Below are 18,643 nucleotides of genomic sequence, written 5' to 3'. Positions count from 1 at the left end.
TCAGTTGGCGCTCTGCGTCGGGAGGTGGACCGGGGGGTGGCCGCCGCCCGGCAGGGACAGCGCGGCGATCCGGTCGACGGCCCCGGCAACGGCCTCGGGCGGCAGGAGTCCGGGTCCGTGACTGCGCGCGAAGTCCGCGAAGGTCTCCGCCGTGGTGTACCGCGGCGTGAACCCCAGCGTCTCGCGCATCTGGTCCGTGGACACGACCCGACCATGGGTGAGCAGCCGGATCTGCTCGGGCGAGAAGTCCGTCATGCCCAGCGTACGCACCAGCGACCCCGCCCAGGTGACGGCAGGCAGCAGCAGGGGCACGGTGGGCCGCCCGAGCCGCCGCGAACACTGCGACAGCAACAGCGCCCCGTCCCCGGCGATGTTGAAGGTGCCGCTGTTGAGGGTGCCCCGCCGCGGTTCGTGCGAGGCGATCCGCAGCACCTCGATCACGTCGTCCTCGTGCACGAACTGGAGCCGGGGGTCGTAGCCGAGCACGGTCGGCAGCACGGGCAGCGAGAAGTACGCGGCGAGCGGCGTCTCGGCGGTCGGCCCCAGGATGTTGGCGAACCGCAGCACGCACACGGCGACATCGGGCCGCCGCCGGGCGAACCCACGCACATACCCCTCGACCTCGACGGCGTCCTTGGCGAAGCCGCCGCTGGGCAGCGACTTGGGCGGGGTCGTCTCGGTGAACACGGCGGGATCACGCGGCGCGGACCCGTAGACGTTGGTGGAGGACTTGACCACCAGCCGTTTCACATTCGGCGATTTCTGACAGGCGCCGAGCAGCTGCATGGTCCCGATGACGTTGGTCTCCTTGACCGTGGTCCGGCTGCCCCTGCCCAGCGCGGTCGCCGTCACGTCGAGGTGGACGACGGTGTCGGCACCGGTCTCGGCGAGCACCCGCGCGATGGTGGGCTGCCGGATGTCGGCCTCGATGAAGTCGGCGCCCCCGAGATGGTGCTCGGGCCGCACCGCGTCCACGGCGACCACCCGGTCGACCTGTGGGTCACGCTGGATCCGTCGTACGAACCGGCCCCCCAGCTGACGGGCCACTCCGGTAACGAGCACGACCTTTCCCAAGATCAGCGCCTTCCTTCCGTCCTGGAACCGCCGGCCGCCCTGCCGAGTTCCCGTCTGCGGCCAACCTAGCGGGTCGATGTTGCGCTGTGATGACCGCCCGATGCACGAAGTGACGAGATCTCTTCGGTCATACGACCAGATCAGCCATGGTGCACGTCCAGGCATACGCACGGCGTTCAGCCGGCCGTACGGGCACCCGGATATGCGTGTGGCCCCCCACCGATAACACGGTGGGGGGCCACACCACGCCTACGCGGCTCGCGTCGCGCGAAGTAAGTGCTTGCGCTTACTCCTGCTCGCGCTTACTTCTTGTTGCGACGCTGAACGCGCGTGCGCTTGAGCAGCTTGCGGTGCTTCTTCTTGGCCATCCGCTTGCGCCGCTTCTTGATAACAGAGCCCACGACTACCCTCGCTCACTTCTCATCACTCGGTGCTGGGCGCCATGGGCCCATACGACCTACGAGGGGCTAGCCTACCCGCCCGAGCGCTGAGGTCGTAATCGAGGGGCGGGAGGGGCCCGAGACGGCCCTGAAGCCGGGCCCCACCCCGGGCCTGCCCTGCCGGACAGGCCCCGGCCGTCAGGCGGTTTCCACCCCCACGTAGCTCTCGCGGAGGTACTCGTGCACCGCTTGCTCGGGGACGCGGAAGGACCGCCCCACCCGGATCGCGGGCAGATGACCGCTGTGCACCAGTCGGTACACGGTCATCTTCGACACTCGCATCACCGAGGCGACTTCCGCCACGGTAAGGAACTGAACCTCGTTCAGAGGCCTCTCGCCGGCTGCACCCATGACACACCTGAACCTTCCGCACTCGACTCGACGGCCACCGGCTTCCCCTTCCGGTGACTCTTCGTCGCTGCGTGCTCACTCCCCAATGTAGGGGCGGGTGATGCGAGTGGGGAAGAGGTGCACCCATCAGCGGCCTACTGTGACAGACACGCTCGATTGAGTACGTAGCGGGTCAGCGGCCTGTAGTAAGCGGACCGCACGGCGTCATCAAGTGGAACGACGACGGAGACGATTCCCTCGGCCTCCCCCACGAACAGCGCGGGGTCGTCGGTGTCCGCCAGCCCGATGGCCTCGAAACCCAGCTGACCTGCCCCGCAGACCCATCCGTGGTCCCCGATGACCAGCTCGGGCAGCGGCCCCCCACCCTCGGCCGCAGCCGCCAGCGCGACCCGAACCGGGAGCGGCGAATGGCTGTGCGCACCGGTCGCACAACCGGCGCGTTCGACACCTGCCTCCCGGACGACCGCGACTCCCCGTACGTAGTCGAGGTTGTGCGTACGTAGACCGAACCGGGTCGTTATGTCGACACAGTGACCCTGCGCCGGGGTGAGAACATCACATCCCGCCGCCGACAAAGCGTCCGCAACGGCGGCGTAGAACCCCAGCAGCCGATGCGGATGCCCGGTGCCCAGCAGCACGGGCGCGCCACGCTGGGCGACCGAGGCGAGCCGCGCCGCGAAGGCGTCCAGCCCGGCCAGTGTGCGCTCAGGATCGATCACATCATGCCCGGAAACGCAGCCGGGATCGGCCGAAACTCCACACTTGTCGGCCATCAGCGCGATCAGATCCCGCTGCCCCCAACTCCGCTCGGGATCAAGCCCGAGCAGCACCCGGGGATCACGAGCGGCGAAGAGCCGATAGCTCCGCAGACTCTCCTCCCGGGAGGTGGCCACCGCCCCGGCCAACCGCGCAGCCAGCAGATGCGCCCGCAGCGCCACGGAACTCAACACAGAAGCGATGCTGACGGACGAAGCGGGGCCTCGGGCGAGAACAAGGGCAACACCCCACAGTTGGCGTAAGCGCTTGTCAGCTCGTCCGGCAATTGAGGACGAGGCCGTCCGGGCCGATCCGGGGGGCGCAGGGGGCAGAGCCCCTGACGAGGAGGGGAACGGGTGAGGGCGGCGGGGGCGAACCCCACAACGCCCACCCACCGCACCCCCTCCCCTACGGCAACAACCCCCGCAACGGAAACACCGCCCGCCGCGTGGCCAACACAGCCTGGTCCAACCGATCGGCGGGGTCGTACCCCGACTCCCACTCCGCCCACTCCACCGGCCACCGCCCGTCGGTCATCCGCACCGGCCCCAACTGCCGGGTACGAGCGAAGACCTCCTGTCGCCACCCCTCCGGAATCACCGTCTCCGGCGCCACCGGCACCCCCGCCGCCACCCCCACCAGATGCGTCCACGACCGCGGCACCACATCCACCACCGCGTACCCGCCCCCACCGAGCGCGACCCACTTGCCCCCGGCGTACTCGTGCGCCAACTCATGACAGGCCACCTGCACAGCCCGCTGCGCATCGAGAGACACCGCGAGATGAGCCAACGGATCCTCGAAGTGCGTGTCGGCCCCGTGCTGGGTCACCAGCACATCCGGCCGGAAATCGGCGATCAGCTCCGGCACCACCGAGTGGAACGCCCGCAGCCACCCCGCGTCGCCGGTCCCGGCCGGCAGCGCGACGTTCACCGCCGACCCCTCCGCCCGCTCCCCACCGGTCTCCTCCGGCCACCCGGTCTGCGGGAACAAGGTACGAGGATGCTCGTGCAGGGAGATCGTCAGCACCCGCGGGTCGTCCCAGAACGCCGCCTGCACGCCGTCCCCGTGATGCACGTCCACATCCACATACGCGACCCGCTCGGCCCCCAGCTCCAGCAACCGGGCGATCGCCAGCGAAGCGTCGTTGTAGATACAGAACCCCGACGCCCCGCCCGGCATCGCATGATGCAACCCACCCGCGAAGTTCACCGCGTGCAGCGCCTCGCCCCGCCAGACGGCCTCCGCGGCCCCGACGGACAGCCCGGCGATGAGGGCGGACACCTCGTGCATCCCCGCGAAGGCCGGATCGTCCATCGTCCCCAGCCCGTACGACTGGTCCGCCGACCCCGGCTCCACCGACGCCGCCTTGACGGCCTGGACGTAGTCCTCCCGGTGCACCAGCCGCAGCGTCGACTCCCCGGCGGGCTTCGCCGCGACGACGTCCACCTCCCGGTCGAGCCCCAGGGCACCGACCAGCCTCCGGGTCAGATCCAGCCGAACCGGATCCATCGGATGCTCGGGCCCGAAGTCATAGCCCGTTACTGCCTCGTCCCACATCAGCTGTGCGCGGCCGCTCATGCCCGCCACCGTATCGGTCCGGTTGAGCGGCGAACGACCGGGCGTACACCAACGTCACCAGCACCAACACCATCGGCACCACCATCGCTCCCCGATAGGTCCAGGCGTCCCCCAGCGCCCCCACCAACGGCGAACCGATCAGGAACCCGACGTAATTGAAGATGTTGAGACGGGCGATCGCCGCATCCGAAGCCCCCGGGAACAACCGTCCCGCCGCCGCGAACGTCTGCGGCACCAGTACGCACAACCCCAGCCCCACGAGCGTGAACCCGAGCATCCCGACCCACGCCCCGGGCGCGACGGCCACCACCGCGAACCCCGCAGCCGCCACCAGCGCCCCCAGCCGCACCACCGCCGCGGCCCCGAACCGCCGCACCCCGAAGTCCCCGATGGCCCGCCCGAGCAGCGTGGTCACCATGTAGACGTTGTACGGAACGGTGGCCAGCTGCTCGCTGCTGCCCAGCACGTCCTGGAGATACTTCGCGCTCCAGTTGGAGACCGTCGAGTCCCCGATATAGGCGAAGGTCATCACCAGACACAGCGGCAGCAACACCTTGAAGACGACACCCGTACCGCCGCCCCCCGACTCGGCGTCCCCCGCCTTGCCGTCCTCCGCACCCCCGTCCACATACCAACGGCTCCCCACCAGGACGGCCGGCAACAGCACCGCCACCACCGGCAGATACGACACCCACAGCGCGAGATGCCAATGCGCCCCCACCCACGCCAGCGAGGCCCCCACGATCCCGCCCAGGCTGTACACGGCATGGAAGCTGAGCATGATGCTGCGCCCGTACGTCCGCTGAAGACTCACCCCGAGCATGTTCATCGAGGCGTCCAGCGCCCCCACGGCGAGGCCGAAGACGGCCAGGGCGACACCCAGCTCGGCCATCCCCCGCCCTGCCCCGACCCCGAGCAGCGCCAGCAGCACCACCGGCTGGGACCACCGCAGCACCCGGCTGGGCGGTATCCGCTTCACCAGCTGCTCGGTCGTCACGCTTCCGACCCCGGCCAGGATGGGCACGGCCGCCAGGAAGACGGGCAGCAGCGCGTCCGAGACCTCGTACCTGTTCTGGATGGCTGGGATCCGTGTCACCAGCAGAGCAAAGGCCGCGCCCTGCGCGAAAAAGCTGAACGCCAAAGAGGCCCTACCGCGCCGCAGCACTTCTGTCATGGCGGCGAGCGTAGGGCCCCTGCGTACTCGTGGGTAGATCCAGCCAAAGATGAATTCTCCTCAGCTTTGCCGGACTTCACCGGGCGAGGACGACCTCGGGCACCTCGACCTCGTCCTCTACGGCCTTCCCGGCCCCCAGCTCGAAGGCGACCATCGCCGCCATCGGCCCGGCACCGAGCGCCCCGCCGACCACGAAGCCGATCCCCATCGCCACGACCATGACCACGGAACCGAGCCACACCATGGTGTCCACCGGCACCGTGTACGCCCCCACGACCCGCACGACGCACTCGACGAGCAGCACCACACCCCAGACGATCGAGAAGGCCCGCTCCCGCTTGCGGAAGTCCGCCGACGCGACCGACGCGCCACTCTCCAGCCGCGCCCAGGCCGCCTCCCTGACCGCGTCCCCCTTCACCAGGAACGGCTTGACCGCGGCGGTCATCATCGGCCTCCCCAGCGCCGCGGAGACCAGGATCCCGATCCCGATCGTGCTGCTGACCCCGCTGTCCTTGGCCAGCATCAGCCGCGGATCACCGGAGACCAGGCTGAGCACCAGTCCGACGATGTTGACGACGAGGATGAGCCCGGCGAGCCCGTTGACCGTCCGCCGGCTGACCGCGCTCCACATGGTCCGCCCGGCCGGGACCAGGCTGCTCCAGGCGAGAGCGGCGAAGGTGCTCATCCCGAACGCGCCCTTGAAGAGGTAGTACGACCCGAGCGGCACCGCCACATCCACGATGAGCGGGGCGAAGGCGTTCTGCTTCTTGCACTGGTTCGTCGTCATGCCCATAGCTTCGCCGCCGGGAGGGGTCCCCCAGTAGAAACGATCGTCCGGAGCTACGCATGACAAATGTCAGCCCGACATCGGATCGTCCGTCAGATCAGCAGGTCAGGCAACTGCCCCATGTCGGAGAAGAGTTGAGTGGCCCCCGCGAGCTTCGCGGCCGGAGTCATCGCGGTGAACCCGTAGACGTCCATCCCGGCCGCCACAGCTGCCCGCACCCCCAGCGGACTGTCCTCCACGACCACACACCGCTCCGGCGCCACCCCCATCCGCTGAGCCGCGTGCAGGAAGAGATCCGGCGCCGGCTTCCCCTTCCCGACATCCTGCGAGCTGAAGATCCGCGCATCCTCGAACCACCGGTCCAGCCCGGTCTTCCGATGCCCCACCCGAATCCGCTCATGGCTCCCGGAGGACGCCACGCAGTACGGCACCCCGTCCGCGGCCAGCTTCGCGAGGACGTCCACGGCGCCCGCCACGGGCTCCAGCTCCTGCTCGAAGGCCGCGAACACCCGCCGGTGAAACGTGTCGTCGAACTCCGCCGGCAGCAGCTGCCCCGTGCGCTCCTGGACCAGGTCGTGGATGCGATGCATCGCAGACCCCATGTAGTCACGGATGGAGTCCTCGTACGAGGTGGGATGCCCGAGCTCGGTCAGATAGGCGGCCAGCAGCCGATTGGAGATCGGCTCACTGTCCACCAGGACACCATCGTTGTCGAAAATCACCAGGTCGTAGCGCATGACTAGACCCTAAATGAGCCCAAACGCAGAAAACCCCCGCACCGTGAGGTGCGGGGGTTTCCCGTAATATTTGTTCGGCGGTGTCCTACTCTCCCACAGGGTCCCCCCTGCAGTACCATCGGCGCTGTAAGGCTTAGCTTCCGGGTTCGGAATGTAACCGGGCGTTTCCCTCACGCTATGACCACCGAAACACTATGAAACTGTCCAGCCGCACCATGCCGTGACCATGGCATGGGGCCGTTCGTGGTTTCAGAACCAACACAGTGGACGCGAGCAACTGAGGACAAGCCCTCGGCCTATTAGTACCAGTCAGCTTCACCCATTACTGGGCTTCCACATCCGGCCTATCAACCCAGTCGTCTACTGGGAGCCTTAACCCCTCAAGGGGGTGGGAATACTCATCTCGAAGCAGGCTTCCCGCTTAGATGCTTTCAGCGGTTATCCCTCCCGAACGTAGCCAACCAGCCATGCCCTTGGCAGAACAACTGGCACACCAGAGGTTCGTCCGTCCCGGTCCTCTCGTACTAGGGACAGCCCTTCTCAATATTCCTGCGCGCGCAGCGGATAGGGACCGAACTGTCTCACGACGTTCTAAACCCAGCTCGCGTACCGCTTTAATGGGCGAACAGCCCAACCCTTGGGACCGACTCCAGCCCCAGGATGCGACGAGCCGACATCGAGGTGCCAAACCATCCCGTCGATATGGACTCTTGGGGAAGATCAGCCTGTTATCCCCGGGGTACCTTTTATCCGTTGAGCGACGGCGCTTCCACAAGCCACCGCCGGATCACTAGTCCCGACTTTCGTCCCTGCTCGACCCGTCGGTCTCACAGTCAAGCTCCCTTGTGCACTTACACTCAACACCTGATTGCCAACCAGGCTGAGGGAACCTTTGGGCGCCTCCGTTACTCTTTAGGAGGCAACCGCCCCAGTTAAACTACCCATCAGACACTGTCCCTGATCCGGATCACGGACCCAGGTTAGACATCCAGCACGACCAGAGTGGTATTTCAACGACGACTCCACAACCACTGGCGTGGCCGCTTCAAAGTCTCCCACCTATCCTACACAAGCCGAACCGAACACCAATATCAAACTGTAGTAAAGGTCCCGGGGTCTTTCCGTCCTGCTGCGCGAAACGAGCATCTTTACTCGTAGTGCAATTTCACCGGGCCTATGGTTGAGACAGTCGAGAAGTCGTTACGCCATTCGTGCAGGTCGGAACTTACCCGACAAGGAATTTCGCTACCTTAGGATGGTTATAGTTACCACCGCCGTTTACTGGCGCTTAAGTTCTCAGCTTCGCCAAGACGAATCTTGACTAACCGGTCCCCTTAACGTTCCAGCACCGGGCAGGCGTCAGTCCGTATACATCGCCTTACGGCTTCGCACGGACCTGTGTTTTTAGTAAACAGTCGCTTCTCGCTGGTCTCTGCGGCCACCCCCAGCTCGAGCAGCAAGTGCTCTCACCAGACGTGGCCCCCCTTCTCCCGAAGTTACGGGGGCATTTTGCCGAGTTCCTTAACCATAGTTCACCCGAACGCCTCGGTATTCTCTACCTGACCACCTGAGTCGGTTTAGGGTACGGGCCGCCATGAAACTCGCTAGAGGCTTTTCTCGACAGCATAGGATCATCCACTTCGCCACAATCGGCTCGGCATCAGGTCTCAGACTATATGAACGGCGGATTTGCCTACCGTTCGTCCTACACCCTTACCCCGGGACAACCACCGCCCGGGATGGACTACCTTCCTGCGTCACCCCATCACTCACCTACTGCAAGTCTGGTTCGCCGGCTCCACCACTTTCCTTTCCCCGAAGGGTCCGGAACGGCTTCACGGACTTAGCATCGCCTGGTTCGATGTTTGACGCTTCACAGCGGGTACCGGAATATCAACCGGTTATCCATCGACTACGCCTGTCGGCCTCGCCTTAGGTCCCGACTTACCCTGGGCAGATCAGCTTGACCCAGGAACCCTTAGTCAATCGGCGCACACGTTTCTCACGTGTGTATCGCTACTCATGCCTGCATTCTCACTCGTGAACCGTCCACAACTACCTTCCGGTGCTGCTTCACCCGGCACACGACGCTCCCCTACCCATCACAGCGGGCGTTGGCCCTATAGCTGCAATGACACGACTTCGGCGGTACGCTTGAGCCCCGCTACATTGTCGGCGCGGAATCACTAGACCAGTGAGCTATTACGCACTCTTTCAAGGGTGGCTGCTTCTAAGCCAACCTCCTGGTTGTCTGTGCGACTCCACATCCTTTCCCACTTAGCGTACGCTTAGGGGCCTTAGTCGATGCTCTGGGCTGTTTCCCTCTCGACCATGGAGCTTATCCCCCACAGTCTCACTGCCGCGCTCTCACTTACCGGCATTCGGAGTTTGGCTAAGGTCAGTAACCCGGTAGGGCCCATCGCCTATCCAGTGCTCTACCTCCGGCAAGAAACACACGACGCTGCACCTAAATGCATTTCGGGGAGAACCAGCTATCACGGAGTTTGATTGGCCTTTCACCCCTAACCACAGGTCATCCCCCAGGTTTTCAACCCTGGTGGGTTCGGTCCTCCACGAAGTCTTACCTCCGCTTCAACCTGCCCATGGCTAGATCACTCCGCTTCGGGTCTTGAGCGTGCTACTGAAACGCCCTATTCGGACTCGCTTTCGCTACGGCTACCCCACTCGGGTTAACCTCGCAACACACCGCAAACTCGCAGGCTCATTCTTCAAAAGGCACGCAGTCACGAGACGAAGAGCAAGCTCTCCGTCCGACGCTCCCACGGCTTGTAGGCACACGGTTTCAGGTACTATTTCACTCCGCTCCCGCGGTACTTTTCACCATTCCCTCACGGTACTATCCGCTATCGGTCACCAGGGAATATTTAGGCTTAGCGGGTGGTCCCGCCAGATTCACACGGGATTTCTCGGGCCCCGTGCTACTTGGGTGTCTCTCAAACGAGCCGCTGATGTTTCGACTACGGGGGTCTTACCCTCTACGCCGGACCTTTCGCATGTCCTTCGCCTACATCAACGGTTTCTGACTCGTCTCACAGCCGGCAGACTGTGAAAGAGAGATCCCACAACCCCGTACACGCAACCCCTGCCGGGTCTCACACGTATACGGTTTGGCCTCATCCGGTTTCGCTCGCCACTACTCCCGGAATCACGGTTGTTTTCTCTTCCTGCGGGTACTGAGATGTTTCACTTCCCCGCGTTCCCTCCACACTGCCTATGTGTTCAGCAGCGGGTGACAGCCCATGACGACTGCCGGGTTTCCCCATTCGGAAACCCCCGGATCAAAGCCTGGTTGACGACTCCCCGGGGACTATCGTGGCCTCCCACGTCCTTCATCGGTTCCTGGTGCCAAGGCATCCACCGTGCGCCCTTAAAAACTTGGCCACAGATGCTCGCGTCCACTGTGCAGTTCTCAAACAACGACCAGCCACCCATCACCCCGAAACCCTACGGTTTCGAGTGCACTGGGGCCGGCACTGAAGGCAGCCATACGGCCATACCCTCAGACACCCAACAGCGTGCCCGGCACCCTCGCCACTCATGATCAGCTTTCCACGCTCCGAAGAGCAGTACTTGCAGCCCGAGATGACTGAGAATGCCGAATAATCAACGTTCCACCCATGAGCAACCAGCATCGGACGTACGCCGATGTACTGGCCTCTGAACCGGCCCCCGAAGGGACAGGCTTAGAAGTGCTCCTTAGAAAGGAGGTGATCCAGCCGCACCTTCCGGTACGGCTACCTTGTTACGACTTCGTCCCAATCGCCAGTCCCACCTTCGACAGCTCCCTCCCACAAGGGGTTGGGCCACCGGCTTCGGGTGTTACCGACTTTCGTGACGTGACGGGCGGTGTGTACAAGGCCCGGGAACGTATTCACCGCAGCAATGCTGATCTGCGATTACTAGCAACTCCGACTTCATGGGGTCGAGTTGCAGACCCCAATCCGAACTGAGACCGGCTTTTTGAGATTCGCTCCACCTCACGGTTTCGCAGCTCTTTGTACCGGCCATTGTAGCACGTGTGCAGCCCAAGACATAAGGGGCATGATGACTTGACGTCGTCCCCACCTTCCTCCGAGTTGACCCCGGCAGTCTCCTGTGAGTCCCCATCACCCCGAAGGGCATGCTGGCAACACAGAACAAGGGTTGCGCTCGTTGCGGGACTTAACCCAACATCTCACGACACGAGCTGACGACAGCCATGCACCACCTGTACACCGACCACAAGGGGGGCACTATCTCTAATGCTTTCCGGTGTATGTCAAGCCTTGGTAAGGTTCTTCGCGTTGCGTCGAATTAAGCCACATGCTCCGCTGCTTGTGCGGGCCCCCGTCAATTCCTTTGAGTTTTAGCCTTGCGGCCGTACTCCCCAGGCGGGGAACTTAATGCGTTAGCTGCGGCACCGACGACGTGGAATGTCGCCAACACCTAGTTCCCACCGTTTACGGCGTGGACTACCAGGGTATCTAATCCTGTTCGCTCCCCACGCTTTCGCTCCTCAGCGTCAGTAATGGCCCAGAGATCCGCCTTCGCCACCGGTGTTCCTCCTGATATCTGCGCATTTCACCGCTACACCAGGAATTCCGATCTCCCCTACCACACTCTAGTCTGCCCGTATCGAATGCAGACCCGGGGTTAAGCCCCGGGCTTTCACATCCGACGTGACAGACCGCCTACGAGCTCTTTACGCCCAATAATTCCGGACAACGCTTGCGCCCTACGTATTACCGCGGCTGCTGGCACGTAGTTAGCCGGCGCTTCTTCTGCAGGTACCGTCACTTTCGCTTCTTCCCTGCTGAAAGAGGTTTACAACCCGAAGGCCGTCATCCCTCACGCGGCGTCGCTGCATCAGGCTTTCGCCCATTGTGCAATATTCCCCACTGCTGCCTCCCGTAGGAGTCTGGGCCGTGTCTCAGTCCCAGTGTGGCCGGTCGCCCTCTCAGGCCGGCTACCCGTCGTCGCCTTGGTGAGCCATTACCTCACCAACAAGCTGATAGGCCGCGGGCTCATCCTTCACCGCCGGAGCTTTCAACCTCCACCCATGCGAGTGGAAGTGCTATCCGGTATTAGACCCCGTTTCCAGGGCTTGTCCCAGAGTGAAGGGCAGATTGCCCACGTGTTACTCACCCGTTCGCCACTAATCCCCACCGAAGTGGTTCATCGTTCGACTTGCATGTGTTAAGCACGCCGCCAGCGTTCGTCCTGAGCCAGGATCAAACTCTCCGTGAATGTTTACCGGTAATCCGGTCGACACCACGAGAGCGGAACAGCCAGGCGGAATAAGCCCGGCCGTTCACAGCGTCCTCGCTGTGTTTTGTTTCAAAGGAACCTCATCCTCGGCTATCACTGCCGGGGACGGGGTATCAACATATCTGGCGTTGATTTTTGGCACGCTGTTGAGTTCTCAAGGAACGGACGCTTCCTTTGTACTCACCCGAGAGACTCTCTCAGGCTTTCCTCCGGGCGCTTCCCTTCGGTCTTGCGTTTCCGACTCTATCAGATCTTTTCTCGACCCGATTTCCTCGGTGCTTTCCAGGTTCTTGCTTTCGCGTTTCCCTTTCCGGCGGTTCCGACTCTATCAGATCCTTTCGGGCCTGATTCCCAGTCAGAGGGGGGTTGTCTTCCCGGCTGTTGGGCCGTTCCGACGAGTGAGACTTTAGCGGATTCCCGGCCCCCGAAGCCAATCGGGGCCCTGCGTCCTTTCGAACGGGATTCCTCATTTCGCGAATACACATGACAACGACACGACGGCAGACGAATCGACTGCGCGTCGAGAAGTGGTTGGTACCTGCGGAATGGCTGTCCGGGGACCGACCGGGGTCGGCGCTCACGTCGAACAACTCGGAGAACACTACGTATCCGGTCGGGGTGTGTCAACTCATGTCCCTCGGGCACCCCTGAGGCGTACTCTGACGCACATGACTACGCGTACGTGCACCCAGCTGTGGTGGGCCGCCTGACGGCGGCCGTGCTCACGTATGCACTCAACGGCCGCCGCTTCGGCGGCCGTTCTCGTTTCTCCCTCCAGGGTTCCAGGGGGTCGGCCGGCCGGAGTGGCGGTCTCGACCAGGAGGTGGAGAGATGAAGCGGGTCTTCAGCGGGGTCAAGCCGACCGGGCATCTGACGCTGGGGAACTACCTGGGCGCTCTGCGGCAGTGGGCCGAGGTCGACCAGCACCGGGCGGACTCGCTGTTCTGCGTCGTCGATCTGCACGCGCTGACCGTGGAGCACGATCCGGCGCGGGTGCGTCGGCTCAGTCGGCAGGCGGCGACGCTGTTGCTGGCGACGGGACTGGATCCACAGCTGTGCACCGTGTTCGTACAGAGTCATGTGGACGAGCACGCGCGGTTGTCGTATCTGCTGGAGTGCGTGGCCACGGACGGCGAGATGCGGCGGATGATCCAGTACAAGGAGAAGTCCGGGCGGGAGCGGGAGCGCGGGGGCAGTGTGCGGCTGTCGCTGCTGACCTATCCCGTGCTGATGGCGGCGGACATCCTTGCCTACGGCTCCGACGAGGTGCCGGTGGGCGACGACCAGTCCCAGCATGTCGAGCTCACACGCGATCTGGCGGTGCGGTTCAACCAGCGGTACGGACACACGTTCGTCGTGCCGAAGGCCACGCATCCGGCGGTGGCGGCGCGGGTGATGAACCTCCAGGCGCCGACGTCGAAGATGGGCAAGAGCGACGACCTCGGGCCGGGAATCGTCTATCTGCTGGACGAGCCCGATGTGGTGCGCAAGAAGGTCATGCGGGCTGTCACCGACAGTGGGCGGGAGGTCGTGTACGACCGGGAGGAGCGGCCGGGGCTCGCCAATCTGCTGGAGATCCTCGCCGCGTGTACGGGCGGGGAGCCTGAGGCCCTGGCCGGTGCCTATGGGTCGTACGGCGCATTGAAGAAGGACACGGCTGACGCGGTGGTCGAGGTCCTGCGGCCGGTGCAGGCCAGGCACCGGGAGCTCTGCGCGGATCCCGTCCATGTGGAGGGGGTGCTGCGGGACGGGGCGGCGAAGGCTCGGGCGATGGCGCGGCCGGTCGTGGACAGCGCCTATCGCGCGATCGGGCTGCTGCCGCCCGCGACGGGGCCGGTCACCGAGCGGGTGCTGAACGCGGTGCGGTAGGCGCGTGGGCTGGTGGCGAGGCGCGATGCGAAGTGCTGGCGCATCGTGACCTCGCTGCCGAAGCCGGCCCGCCGGGCCACCTCGGGCATGGGGAGGTCGGTGCGTTCGAGGAGTTTCTGGGCCGCGGCGATGCGCTGGTCGAGGAGCCAGCGCAGGGGGGTGGCGCCGGTCTCGGCCGTGAAGTGGCGGGCGAAGCTGCGGGGGGACATGCCGGCCCGCGCCGCCAGGCCGGCGACGGTGAGTGGTTCGTGCAGGTGGCGCAGGGCGTGGTCGCGTACGGCGGCGAGGTTGTCGGCGTCCCGGTCGGCGCGGGGGGTGGGGTGTTCGATGAACTGGGCCTGGGTGCCGGTGCGGAAGGGGGCGGTGACCATCGAGCGGGCGATGGTGGCGGCCGCCTCGGCGCCGTGGGAGCGGCGGACCAGGTGGAGGCAGAGGTCGATGCCGGCTGCCGTGCCGGCGGCGGTCCAGATGTTGTCGTCCTCGATGAAGAGGGCGTCGGGGACGACGTTCACTCGGGGGTGGTGGGTGCGCAGGAAGTCGATCAGGCCCCAGTGGGTGATCGCTCGGCGGCCGTCGAGGAGGCCGGCCTGGGCGAGGGTGAAGGCGCCGCCGCACAGGGCCGCGAGGGTGGTGCCGCGGGCGTGGGCGCGGCGCAGAGCGTCCAGGACGGGGGCGGGTGCGGGGGTGAGGTGGTCGTCCAGGCCGGGGACCAGGATCAGGTCGGCTCGGGAGAGCCAGGTGAGGGTGCGGTCGGGGGCGAGGGCCAGGCCGCCGCGCATCGGGACGGAAGCGCTGTCGGTGGCGACTCGGCGCAGGTCGAAGGCGGGGGCGCCGCGGTCGGTGCGGTCGGTGCCCCAGACCTCGGTGATGACGGACACGTCGAAGGCGCGGATGCCGGGGAAGGCGACGAGGGCGACGCGGTACGCAGGGTCCACGCTTGGCAGTAAACCATCGATCGCTGTCTTCCGACCTGCTGGGGCGGGGGCGGTCCCGGCGGCAGGATCGAGGGCATGGATATCGCGGAGAACGCAGCGCTGGTGGTCGTCGATGTGCAGAAGGGCTTCGAGGAGCTGGACTTCTGGGGGGCGCGGAACAATCCCGGGGCCGATGACAACATCGCCGCGCTCATCGACGTATGGCAGGGGACGGGGCGGCCGGTCGTGTTCGTGCGGCACGACTCGGTGAAGCCGGGGTCGCCGTTGCGGCTGGGGTATGAGGGGAACGACTTCAAGGAGTACGTGGAGGAGCGGCGGGGGAAGGGTTCCGGGGCCGAGCTGTTCCTGACCAAGACGGTGAACTCGGCGTTCCTCGGGACGCCGGATCTGGCCGCCTGGCTGACCGCGGCGGGAGTCTCGCAGATCGTGGTGGCCGGGATCCAGACCAACATGTGCGCGGAGACGACTGCGCGGATGGGCGGCAATCTCGGGTACGACGTGCTGTTCGCGTACGACGCGACGTACACGTTCGACCTGGAGGGTCCGTTCGGCTGGCGGCGGAGTGCGGAGGAGATCGCGCAGGCGTCGGCGGTGTCCCTGCACGGGGGTGGGTTCGCGCGGGTGGTGACGACCGAGGAGCTCGTGGGGGCGGCCGGTGCCTGACCGCCCCGGGCGGCGTCAGTCCTTCTTGCCGGAGGCCAGTTCTCGGCTGCGGTCGCGGGCGGCCTCGAGGGCGGCGATGAGGGCGGCTCGTACGCCGTGGTTCTCGAGTTCGCGGATGGCGTTGATGGTGGTGCCGGCGGGGGACGTGACGTTCTCGCGGAGCTTGACCGGGTGTTCGCCGCTGTCGCGGAGCATCGTCGCGGCGCCGATCGCGGACTGGACGATGAGGTCGTGGGCCTTGTCGCGGGGCAGGCCGAGCAGGATGCCGGCGTCCGTCATGGCTTCGACCAGGTAGAAGAAGTACGCCGGGCCGGAGCCGGAGAGGGCGGTGCAGGCGTCCTGCTGGGACTCGGGGACGCGGAGGGTCTTGCCTACGGCGCCGAAGATCTCCTCGGTGTGGGCGAGGTGGGCGGCGGTGGCGTGGGTGCCGGCGGAGATGACGGACATGGCCTCGTCGACGAGGGCGGGGGTGTTCGTCATGACGCGGACGACCGGGGTGCCGGCGGCGAGGCGCTCCTCGATGGAGGCGGTGGTGATGCCGGCGGCTCCGCTGATGATCAGGCGGTCGGCGGGGACGTGCGGGGCGAGCTCGTCGAGGAGGGTGCCCATGTCCTGCGGTTTGACCGTGAGGATCAGGGTGTCCGCGGTCTTGGCGGCCTCGGCGTTGGTGACCGGGGTGACTCCGTAGCGGGTGCGGAGTTCCTCGGCTCGTTCCGGGCGGCGGGCGGTGACGAGGAGGTCGGCGGGGGGCCAGCCGCCTCGGATCATGCCGCTGAGGAGGGCTTCGCCGATCTTGCCGGTGCCGAGGACTGCGACTTTCTGGGTCATGGTGCGGGGCCCTCCGGGGGTTGCGTCGTCCGGGGTTCATCGTCGCACCGGGGGTGCCTGTCCGGCTTGCCTGTCCGGTGGGCGGACGTCGTTTTCTCGCCCCCGCCGCCCCTTCCCGTCCCGTCCCGTCCCTGAGGGCTGTGTCCCCAGACCCCCCTTTCCCTCCTTTCGGCCTGGACGGCCTCGTCCTCAAGCGCCGGGCGGGCTGGTGGGTCACGCTGTGCGGCGTCGGAGGGTGGCCGCTCCCAGGCACAGGACCAGGAAAGCGCAGCCGCCGACGATGAGGATGTCCCGTACGAAGGTGGCCGTCATGTCGGTGTGGGTGAGGACCTCGTTCATGCCGTCGACCGCGTAGGACATGGGGAGGACGTCGGAGACGGCCTCCAGGGCGGGGTGCATGGTGTCGCGGGGGGCGAAGAGGCCGCAGAGGAGGAGTTGGGGGAAGATCACCGCCGGCATGAACTGGACCGCTTGGAACTCCGAGGCCGCGAAGGCGGAGACGAAGAGGCCGAGGGCGGTGCCGAGCAGGGCGTCGAGGAGGGCGACCAGGAGGAGGAGCCAGGGGCTGCCCGTGACGTCCAGGTCGAGGAACCAGACCGCCAGGCCGGTGGCCAGGGCCGACTGGATGATCGCGAGGGTGCCGAAGGCGAGGGCGTAGCCGGCGATCAGGTCGCCTTTGCCGAGGGGCATGGCGAGGAGGCGTTCGAGGGTGCCCGAGGTGCGTTCGCGCAGGGTGGCGATGGAGGTGACCAGGAACATCGTGATCAGCGGGAAGATGCCCAGGAGGGACGCGCCGATGTTGTCGAAGGTGCGCGGGCTGCCGTCGAAGACGTAGCGGAGCAGGAACAGCATCACGCAGGGGATGAGGACCAGCAGCGCGATGGTGCGCGGGTCGTGGCGCAGTTGGCGCAGGACCCTGGCCGCGGTGGCGGTGGTGCGGGAGAGGCTCAGGGCGCTGGTGGTGGGTACGGGGGCCGGAGCCGGGGTGGTGGGCGTGGTCGTGGGCGTAGGCGTGGGCCTGGGCGTAGTCATCGGGTTGTCTCCGTCGTGCGGGTCTCCTTTGTGCGGGCTGCCTCTGTCGCCGCGTCCACCAGGTGCAGGAAGGCCGACTCGACCGTGTCGGCGCCGGTGCGGGTGCGCAGGGCCTCGGGGGTGGCGTCGGCGAGGATCTCGCCCTCGCGCATGAGGAGCAGACGGTGGCAGCGCTCGGCCTCGTCCATGACGTGGGAGGAGATCAGCAGGGTCGCGCCTCGAGAGGCGGCGATGTCGTGGAAGAGGTTCCACAGGTCGCGGCGCAGGACCGGGTCCAGGCCGACGGTCGGTTCGTCGAGGACCAGGAGTTCCGGGGTGCCCAGGAGCGCCACGGCCAGCGAGACGCGGTTGCGCTGGCCGCCGGAGAGGTTACCGGCGAGGGCGTCGGCGTGGGTGGTGAGGTCCACGTCGGCGATGGCTCGGGTGACGTTCTCGTGGCGGCGGTCCGCTGCCGCTCGGCCCGGGTCGAGGATCGCGGCGAAGTAGTCGAGGTTCTGGCGGATCGTCAGGTCGTCGTAGACGGAGGGGGCCTGGGTGACGTAGCCGATGCGGGTGCGGAGGGTGGGGTGGCCCGCGGGGTGGCCGAGGACGTCGAGGGTGCCGGTGGCCTTGTCCTGGGTGCCGACGATAGAGCGCATGAGGGTCGACTTGCCGCAGCCGGAGGGGCCCAGCAGGCCGGTGATCCGGCCGCGAGGGACGGTGAAGTCGAGCGTGCGCAGGACTGTGCGGGGGCCTCGGACGACGGTCAGGTTCTCGGCTCGTACGGCGGGCGCGGCAGGTGGGGCGGGTGGGGCCTGGGTCGTGTTCTCGCCGGGTGGGCGGGAGTTCGGCTTAAAATTCATCATGTGATGAATAATGCTCCGGGGTGCGTCGGGGCGTCAAGTGGCGTGGGCGCGTTGGGGGTGGCGCGGGCGCGTGGGGAGGGGCGCGGGCGCGTGGGGAGGGGCGCGGGCGCGTGGGGAGGGGCGCGGGCGCGTGGGGGTGGCACTGGAAGCGGATGATCCGGTTCCCTCGCTTCCGTGTTCACCGGGTCACCACAGGAACCTCCCGTCCGGCCGGGCGTTTCAACTGACAATGGAATTCATGCGCGGCTGGAGCGTCGGTCTTGCTCTCGCTCCGGTCCGCGCAGCTTCGTCGCCGTGCCCTCC

General features: G+C 66.1%; 14 protein-coding genes and 3 rRNA genes. 2 read left to right on the top strand and 15 right to left on the bottom strand.

Going from position 1 to position 18,643, the window contains the following annotated elements; genetic code table 11:
• From G9272_RS25730 to G9272_RS25680, 11 genes are all read right to left on the bottom strand, one after another.
• Complete coding sequence (locus G9272_RS25730) at nucleotides 1-1,074, bottom strand: NAD-dependent epimerase/dehydratase family protein (RefSeq protein ID WP_171398746.1); 1,074 nt, start codon at nucleotides 1,072-1,074, stop codon at nucleotides 1-3.
• Between the two features lie 302 nt (nucleotides 1,075-1,376).
• Nucleotides 1,377-1,475: a 30S ribosomal protein bS22 gene (locus tag G9272_RS25725; protein ID WP_003948845.1), complete on the bottom strand. Its 99-nt coding sequence runs from the start codon at nucleotides 1,473-1,475 to the stop codon at nucleotides 1,377-1,379.
• Nucleotides 1,476-1,652: 177 nt separating this feature from the next.
• Nucleotides 1,653-1,865, bottom strand: coding sequence for a helix-turn-helix domain-containing protein (locus tag G9272_RS25720; RefSeq protein WP_015658719.1), 213 nt, complete (start codon nucleotides 1,863-1,865; stop codon nucleotides 1,653-1,655).
• 134 nt (nucleotides 1,866-1,999) lie between these two features.
• Entirely contained in the window at nucleotides 2,000-2,815 is an 816-nt protein-coding gene (locus G9272_RS25715; RefSeq protein ID WP_171398745.1) for a phosphatase, read from the bottom strand.
• Nucleotides 2,816-3,029: 214 nt separating this feature from the next.
• Nucleotides 3,030-4,202, bottom strand: a complete 1,173-nt coding sequence (locus G9272_RS25710) for an acetoin utilization protein AcuC (RefSeq protein WP_171398744.1) — start codon at nucleotides 4,200-4,202, stop codon at nucleotides 3,030-3,032.
• On the bottom strand, nucleotides 4,153-5,376 hold the full coding sequence (locus tag G9272_RS25705) for an MFS transporter (RefSeq protein WP_171398743.1): 1,224 nt from the start codon (nucleotides 5,374-5,376) through the stop codon (nucleotides 4,153-4,155). Before G9272_RS25705 ends, G9272_RS25710 begins: the two co-directional genes overlap by 50 nt.
• Before the next feature lie 76 nt (nucleotides 5,377-5,452).
• Nucleotides 5,453-6,163 (bottom strand): VC0807 family protein, encoded by a 711-nt coding sequence (locus tag G9272_RS25700; RefSeq protein ID WP_437184304.1) that lies wholly within the window; start codon nucleotides 6,161-6,163, stop codon nucleotides 5,453-5,455.
• Nucleotides 6,164-6,255: 92 nt separating this feature from the next.
• Entirely contained in the window at nucleotides 6,256-6,900 is a 645-nt protein-coding gene (locus G9272_RS25695) for an HAD family hydrolase (protein WP_171398741.1), read from the bottom strand.
• Between the two features lie 72 nt (nucleotides 6,901-6,972).
• A 5S ribosomal RNA gene (gene rrf / locus G9272_RS25690) occupies nucleotides 6,973-7,089 on the bottom strand.
• 90 nt (nucleotides 7,090-7,179) lie between these two features.
• Nucleotides 7,180-10,302, bottom strand: a 23S ribosomal RNA gene (locus tag G9272_RS25685).
• Nucleotides 10,303-10,621: 319 nt separating this feature from the next.
• Nucleotides 10,622-12,147, bottom strand: a 16S ribosomal RNA gene (locus G9272_RS25680).
• Together the 16S, 23S and 5S rRNA genes form the textbook arrangement of a ribosomal RNA operon.
• An 852-nt stretch (nucleotides 12,148-12,999) precedes the next feature.
• On the opposite strand from G9272_RS25680, the gene trpS reads away from it, so the two are divergent.
• On the top strand, nucleotides 13,000-14,037 hold the full coding sequence (gene trpS / locus G9272_RS25675) for a tryptophan--tRNA ligase (protein WP_171398740.1): 1,038 nt from the start codon (nucleotides 13,000-13,002) through the stop codon (nucleotides 14,035-14,037).
• On the opposite strand, the gene G9272_RS25670 is transcribed toward trpS, so the two are convergent.
• Complete coding sequence (locus tag G9272_RS25670) at nucleotides 13,965-14,972, bottom strand: GlxA family transcriptional regulator (protein ID WP_171398739.1); 1,008 nt, start codon at nucleotides 14,970-14,972, stop codon at nucleotides 13,965-13,967. The two genes, trpS and G9272_RS25670, sit on opposite strands and share 73 nt — an antisense overlap.
• A gap of 75 nt (nucleotides 14,973-15,047) precedes the next feature.
• Between G9272_RS25670 and G9272_RS25665 the strand changes: the two genes are divergently transcribed.
• A complete protein-coding gene (locus G9272_RS25665) occupies nucleotides 15,048-15,635 on the top strand; it encodes a cysteine hydrolase family protein (RefSeq protein ID WP_171398738.1) in 588 nt (195 codons plus the stop codon).
• A 15-nt stretch (nucleotides 15,636-15,650) separates the two neighbouring features.
• On the opposite strand, the gene proC is transcribed toward G9272_RS25665, so the two are convergent.
• From proC to G9272_RS25650, 3 genes are all read right to left on the bottom strand, one after another.
• Complete coding sequence (gene proC, locus G9272_RS25660; protein WP_020132448.1) at nucleotides 15,651-16,463, bottom strand: pyrroline-5-carboxylate reductase; 813 nt, start codon at nucleotides 16,461-16,463, stop codon at nucleotides 15,651-15,653.
• Between the two features lie 213 nt (nucleotides 16,464-16,676).
• A complete protein-coding gene (locus G9272_RS25655) occupies nucleotides 16,677-17,495 on the bottom strand; it encodes an ABC transporter permease (RefSeq protein WP_171398737.1) in 819 nt (272 codons plus the stop codon).
• Nucleotides 17,492-18,340, bottom strand: coding sequence for an ABC transporter ATP-binding protein (locus G9272_RS25650; protein ID WP_171398736.1), 849 nt, complete (start codon nucleotides 18,338-18,340; stop codon nucleotides 17,492-17,494). Before G9272_RS25650 ends, G9272_RS25655 begins: the two co-directional genes overlap by 4 nt.
• Nucleotides 18,341-18,643 lie beyond the last annotated feature (303 nt).

The organism is Streptomyces asoensis (genome assembly GCF_013085465.1).
Lineage (GTDB): Bacteria > Actinomycetota > Actinomycetes > Streptomycetales > Streptomycetaceae > Streptomyces > Streptomyces cacaoi_A.
Note: the sequence above shows the minus strand (reverse complement) of the source record. Positions and strands in the feature narration are given on the sequence as shown.

Excerpts from the sequence above, each read along its gene's own strand:
- G9272_RS25720 (WP_015658719.1), bottom strand. The coding sequence starts at position 1,865 with ATGGGTGCAGCCGGCGAGAGGCCTCTGAACGAGGTTCAGTTCCTTACC.
- G9272_RS25710 (WP_171398744.1), bottom strand. The coding sequence starts at position 4,202 with ATGAGCGGCCGCGCACAGCTGATGTGGGACGAGGCAGTAACGGGCTAT.
- G9272_RS25705 (WP_171398743.1), bottom strand. The coding sequence starts at position 5,376 with ATGACAGAAGTGCTGCGGCGCGGTAGGGCCTCTTTGGCGTTCAGCTTT.
- G9272_RS25700 (WP_437184304.1), bottom strand. The coding sequence starts at position 6,163 with ATGACGACGAACCAGTGCAAGAAGCAGAACGCCTTCGCCCCGCTCATC.
- G9272_RS25695 (WP_171398741.1), bottom strand. The coding sequence starts at position 6,900 with ATGCGCTACGACCTGGTGATTTTCGACAACGATGGTGTCCTGGTGGAC.
- trpS (WP_171398740.1), top strand. The coding sequence starts at position 13,000 with ATGAAGCGGGTCTTCAGCGGGGTCAAGCCGACCGGGCATCTGACGCTG.
- G9272_RS25665 (WP_171398738.1), top strand. The coding sequence starts at position 15,048 with ATGGATATCGCGGAGAACGCAGCGCTGGTGGTCGTCGATGTGCAGAAG.
- proC (WP_020132448.1), bottom strand. The coding sequence starts at position 16,463 with ATGACCCAGAAAGTCGCAGTCCTCGGCACCGGCAAGATCGGCGAAGCC.
- G9272_RS25655 (WP_171398737.1), bottom strand. The coding sequence starts at position 17,495 with ATGACTACGCCCAGGCCCACGCCTACGCCCACGACCACGCCCACCACC.
- G9272_RS25650 (WP_171398736.1), bottom strand. The coding sequence starts at position 18,340 with ATGATGAATTTTAAGCCGAACTCCCGCCCACCCGGCGAGAACACGACC.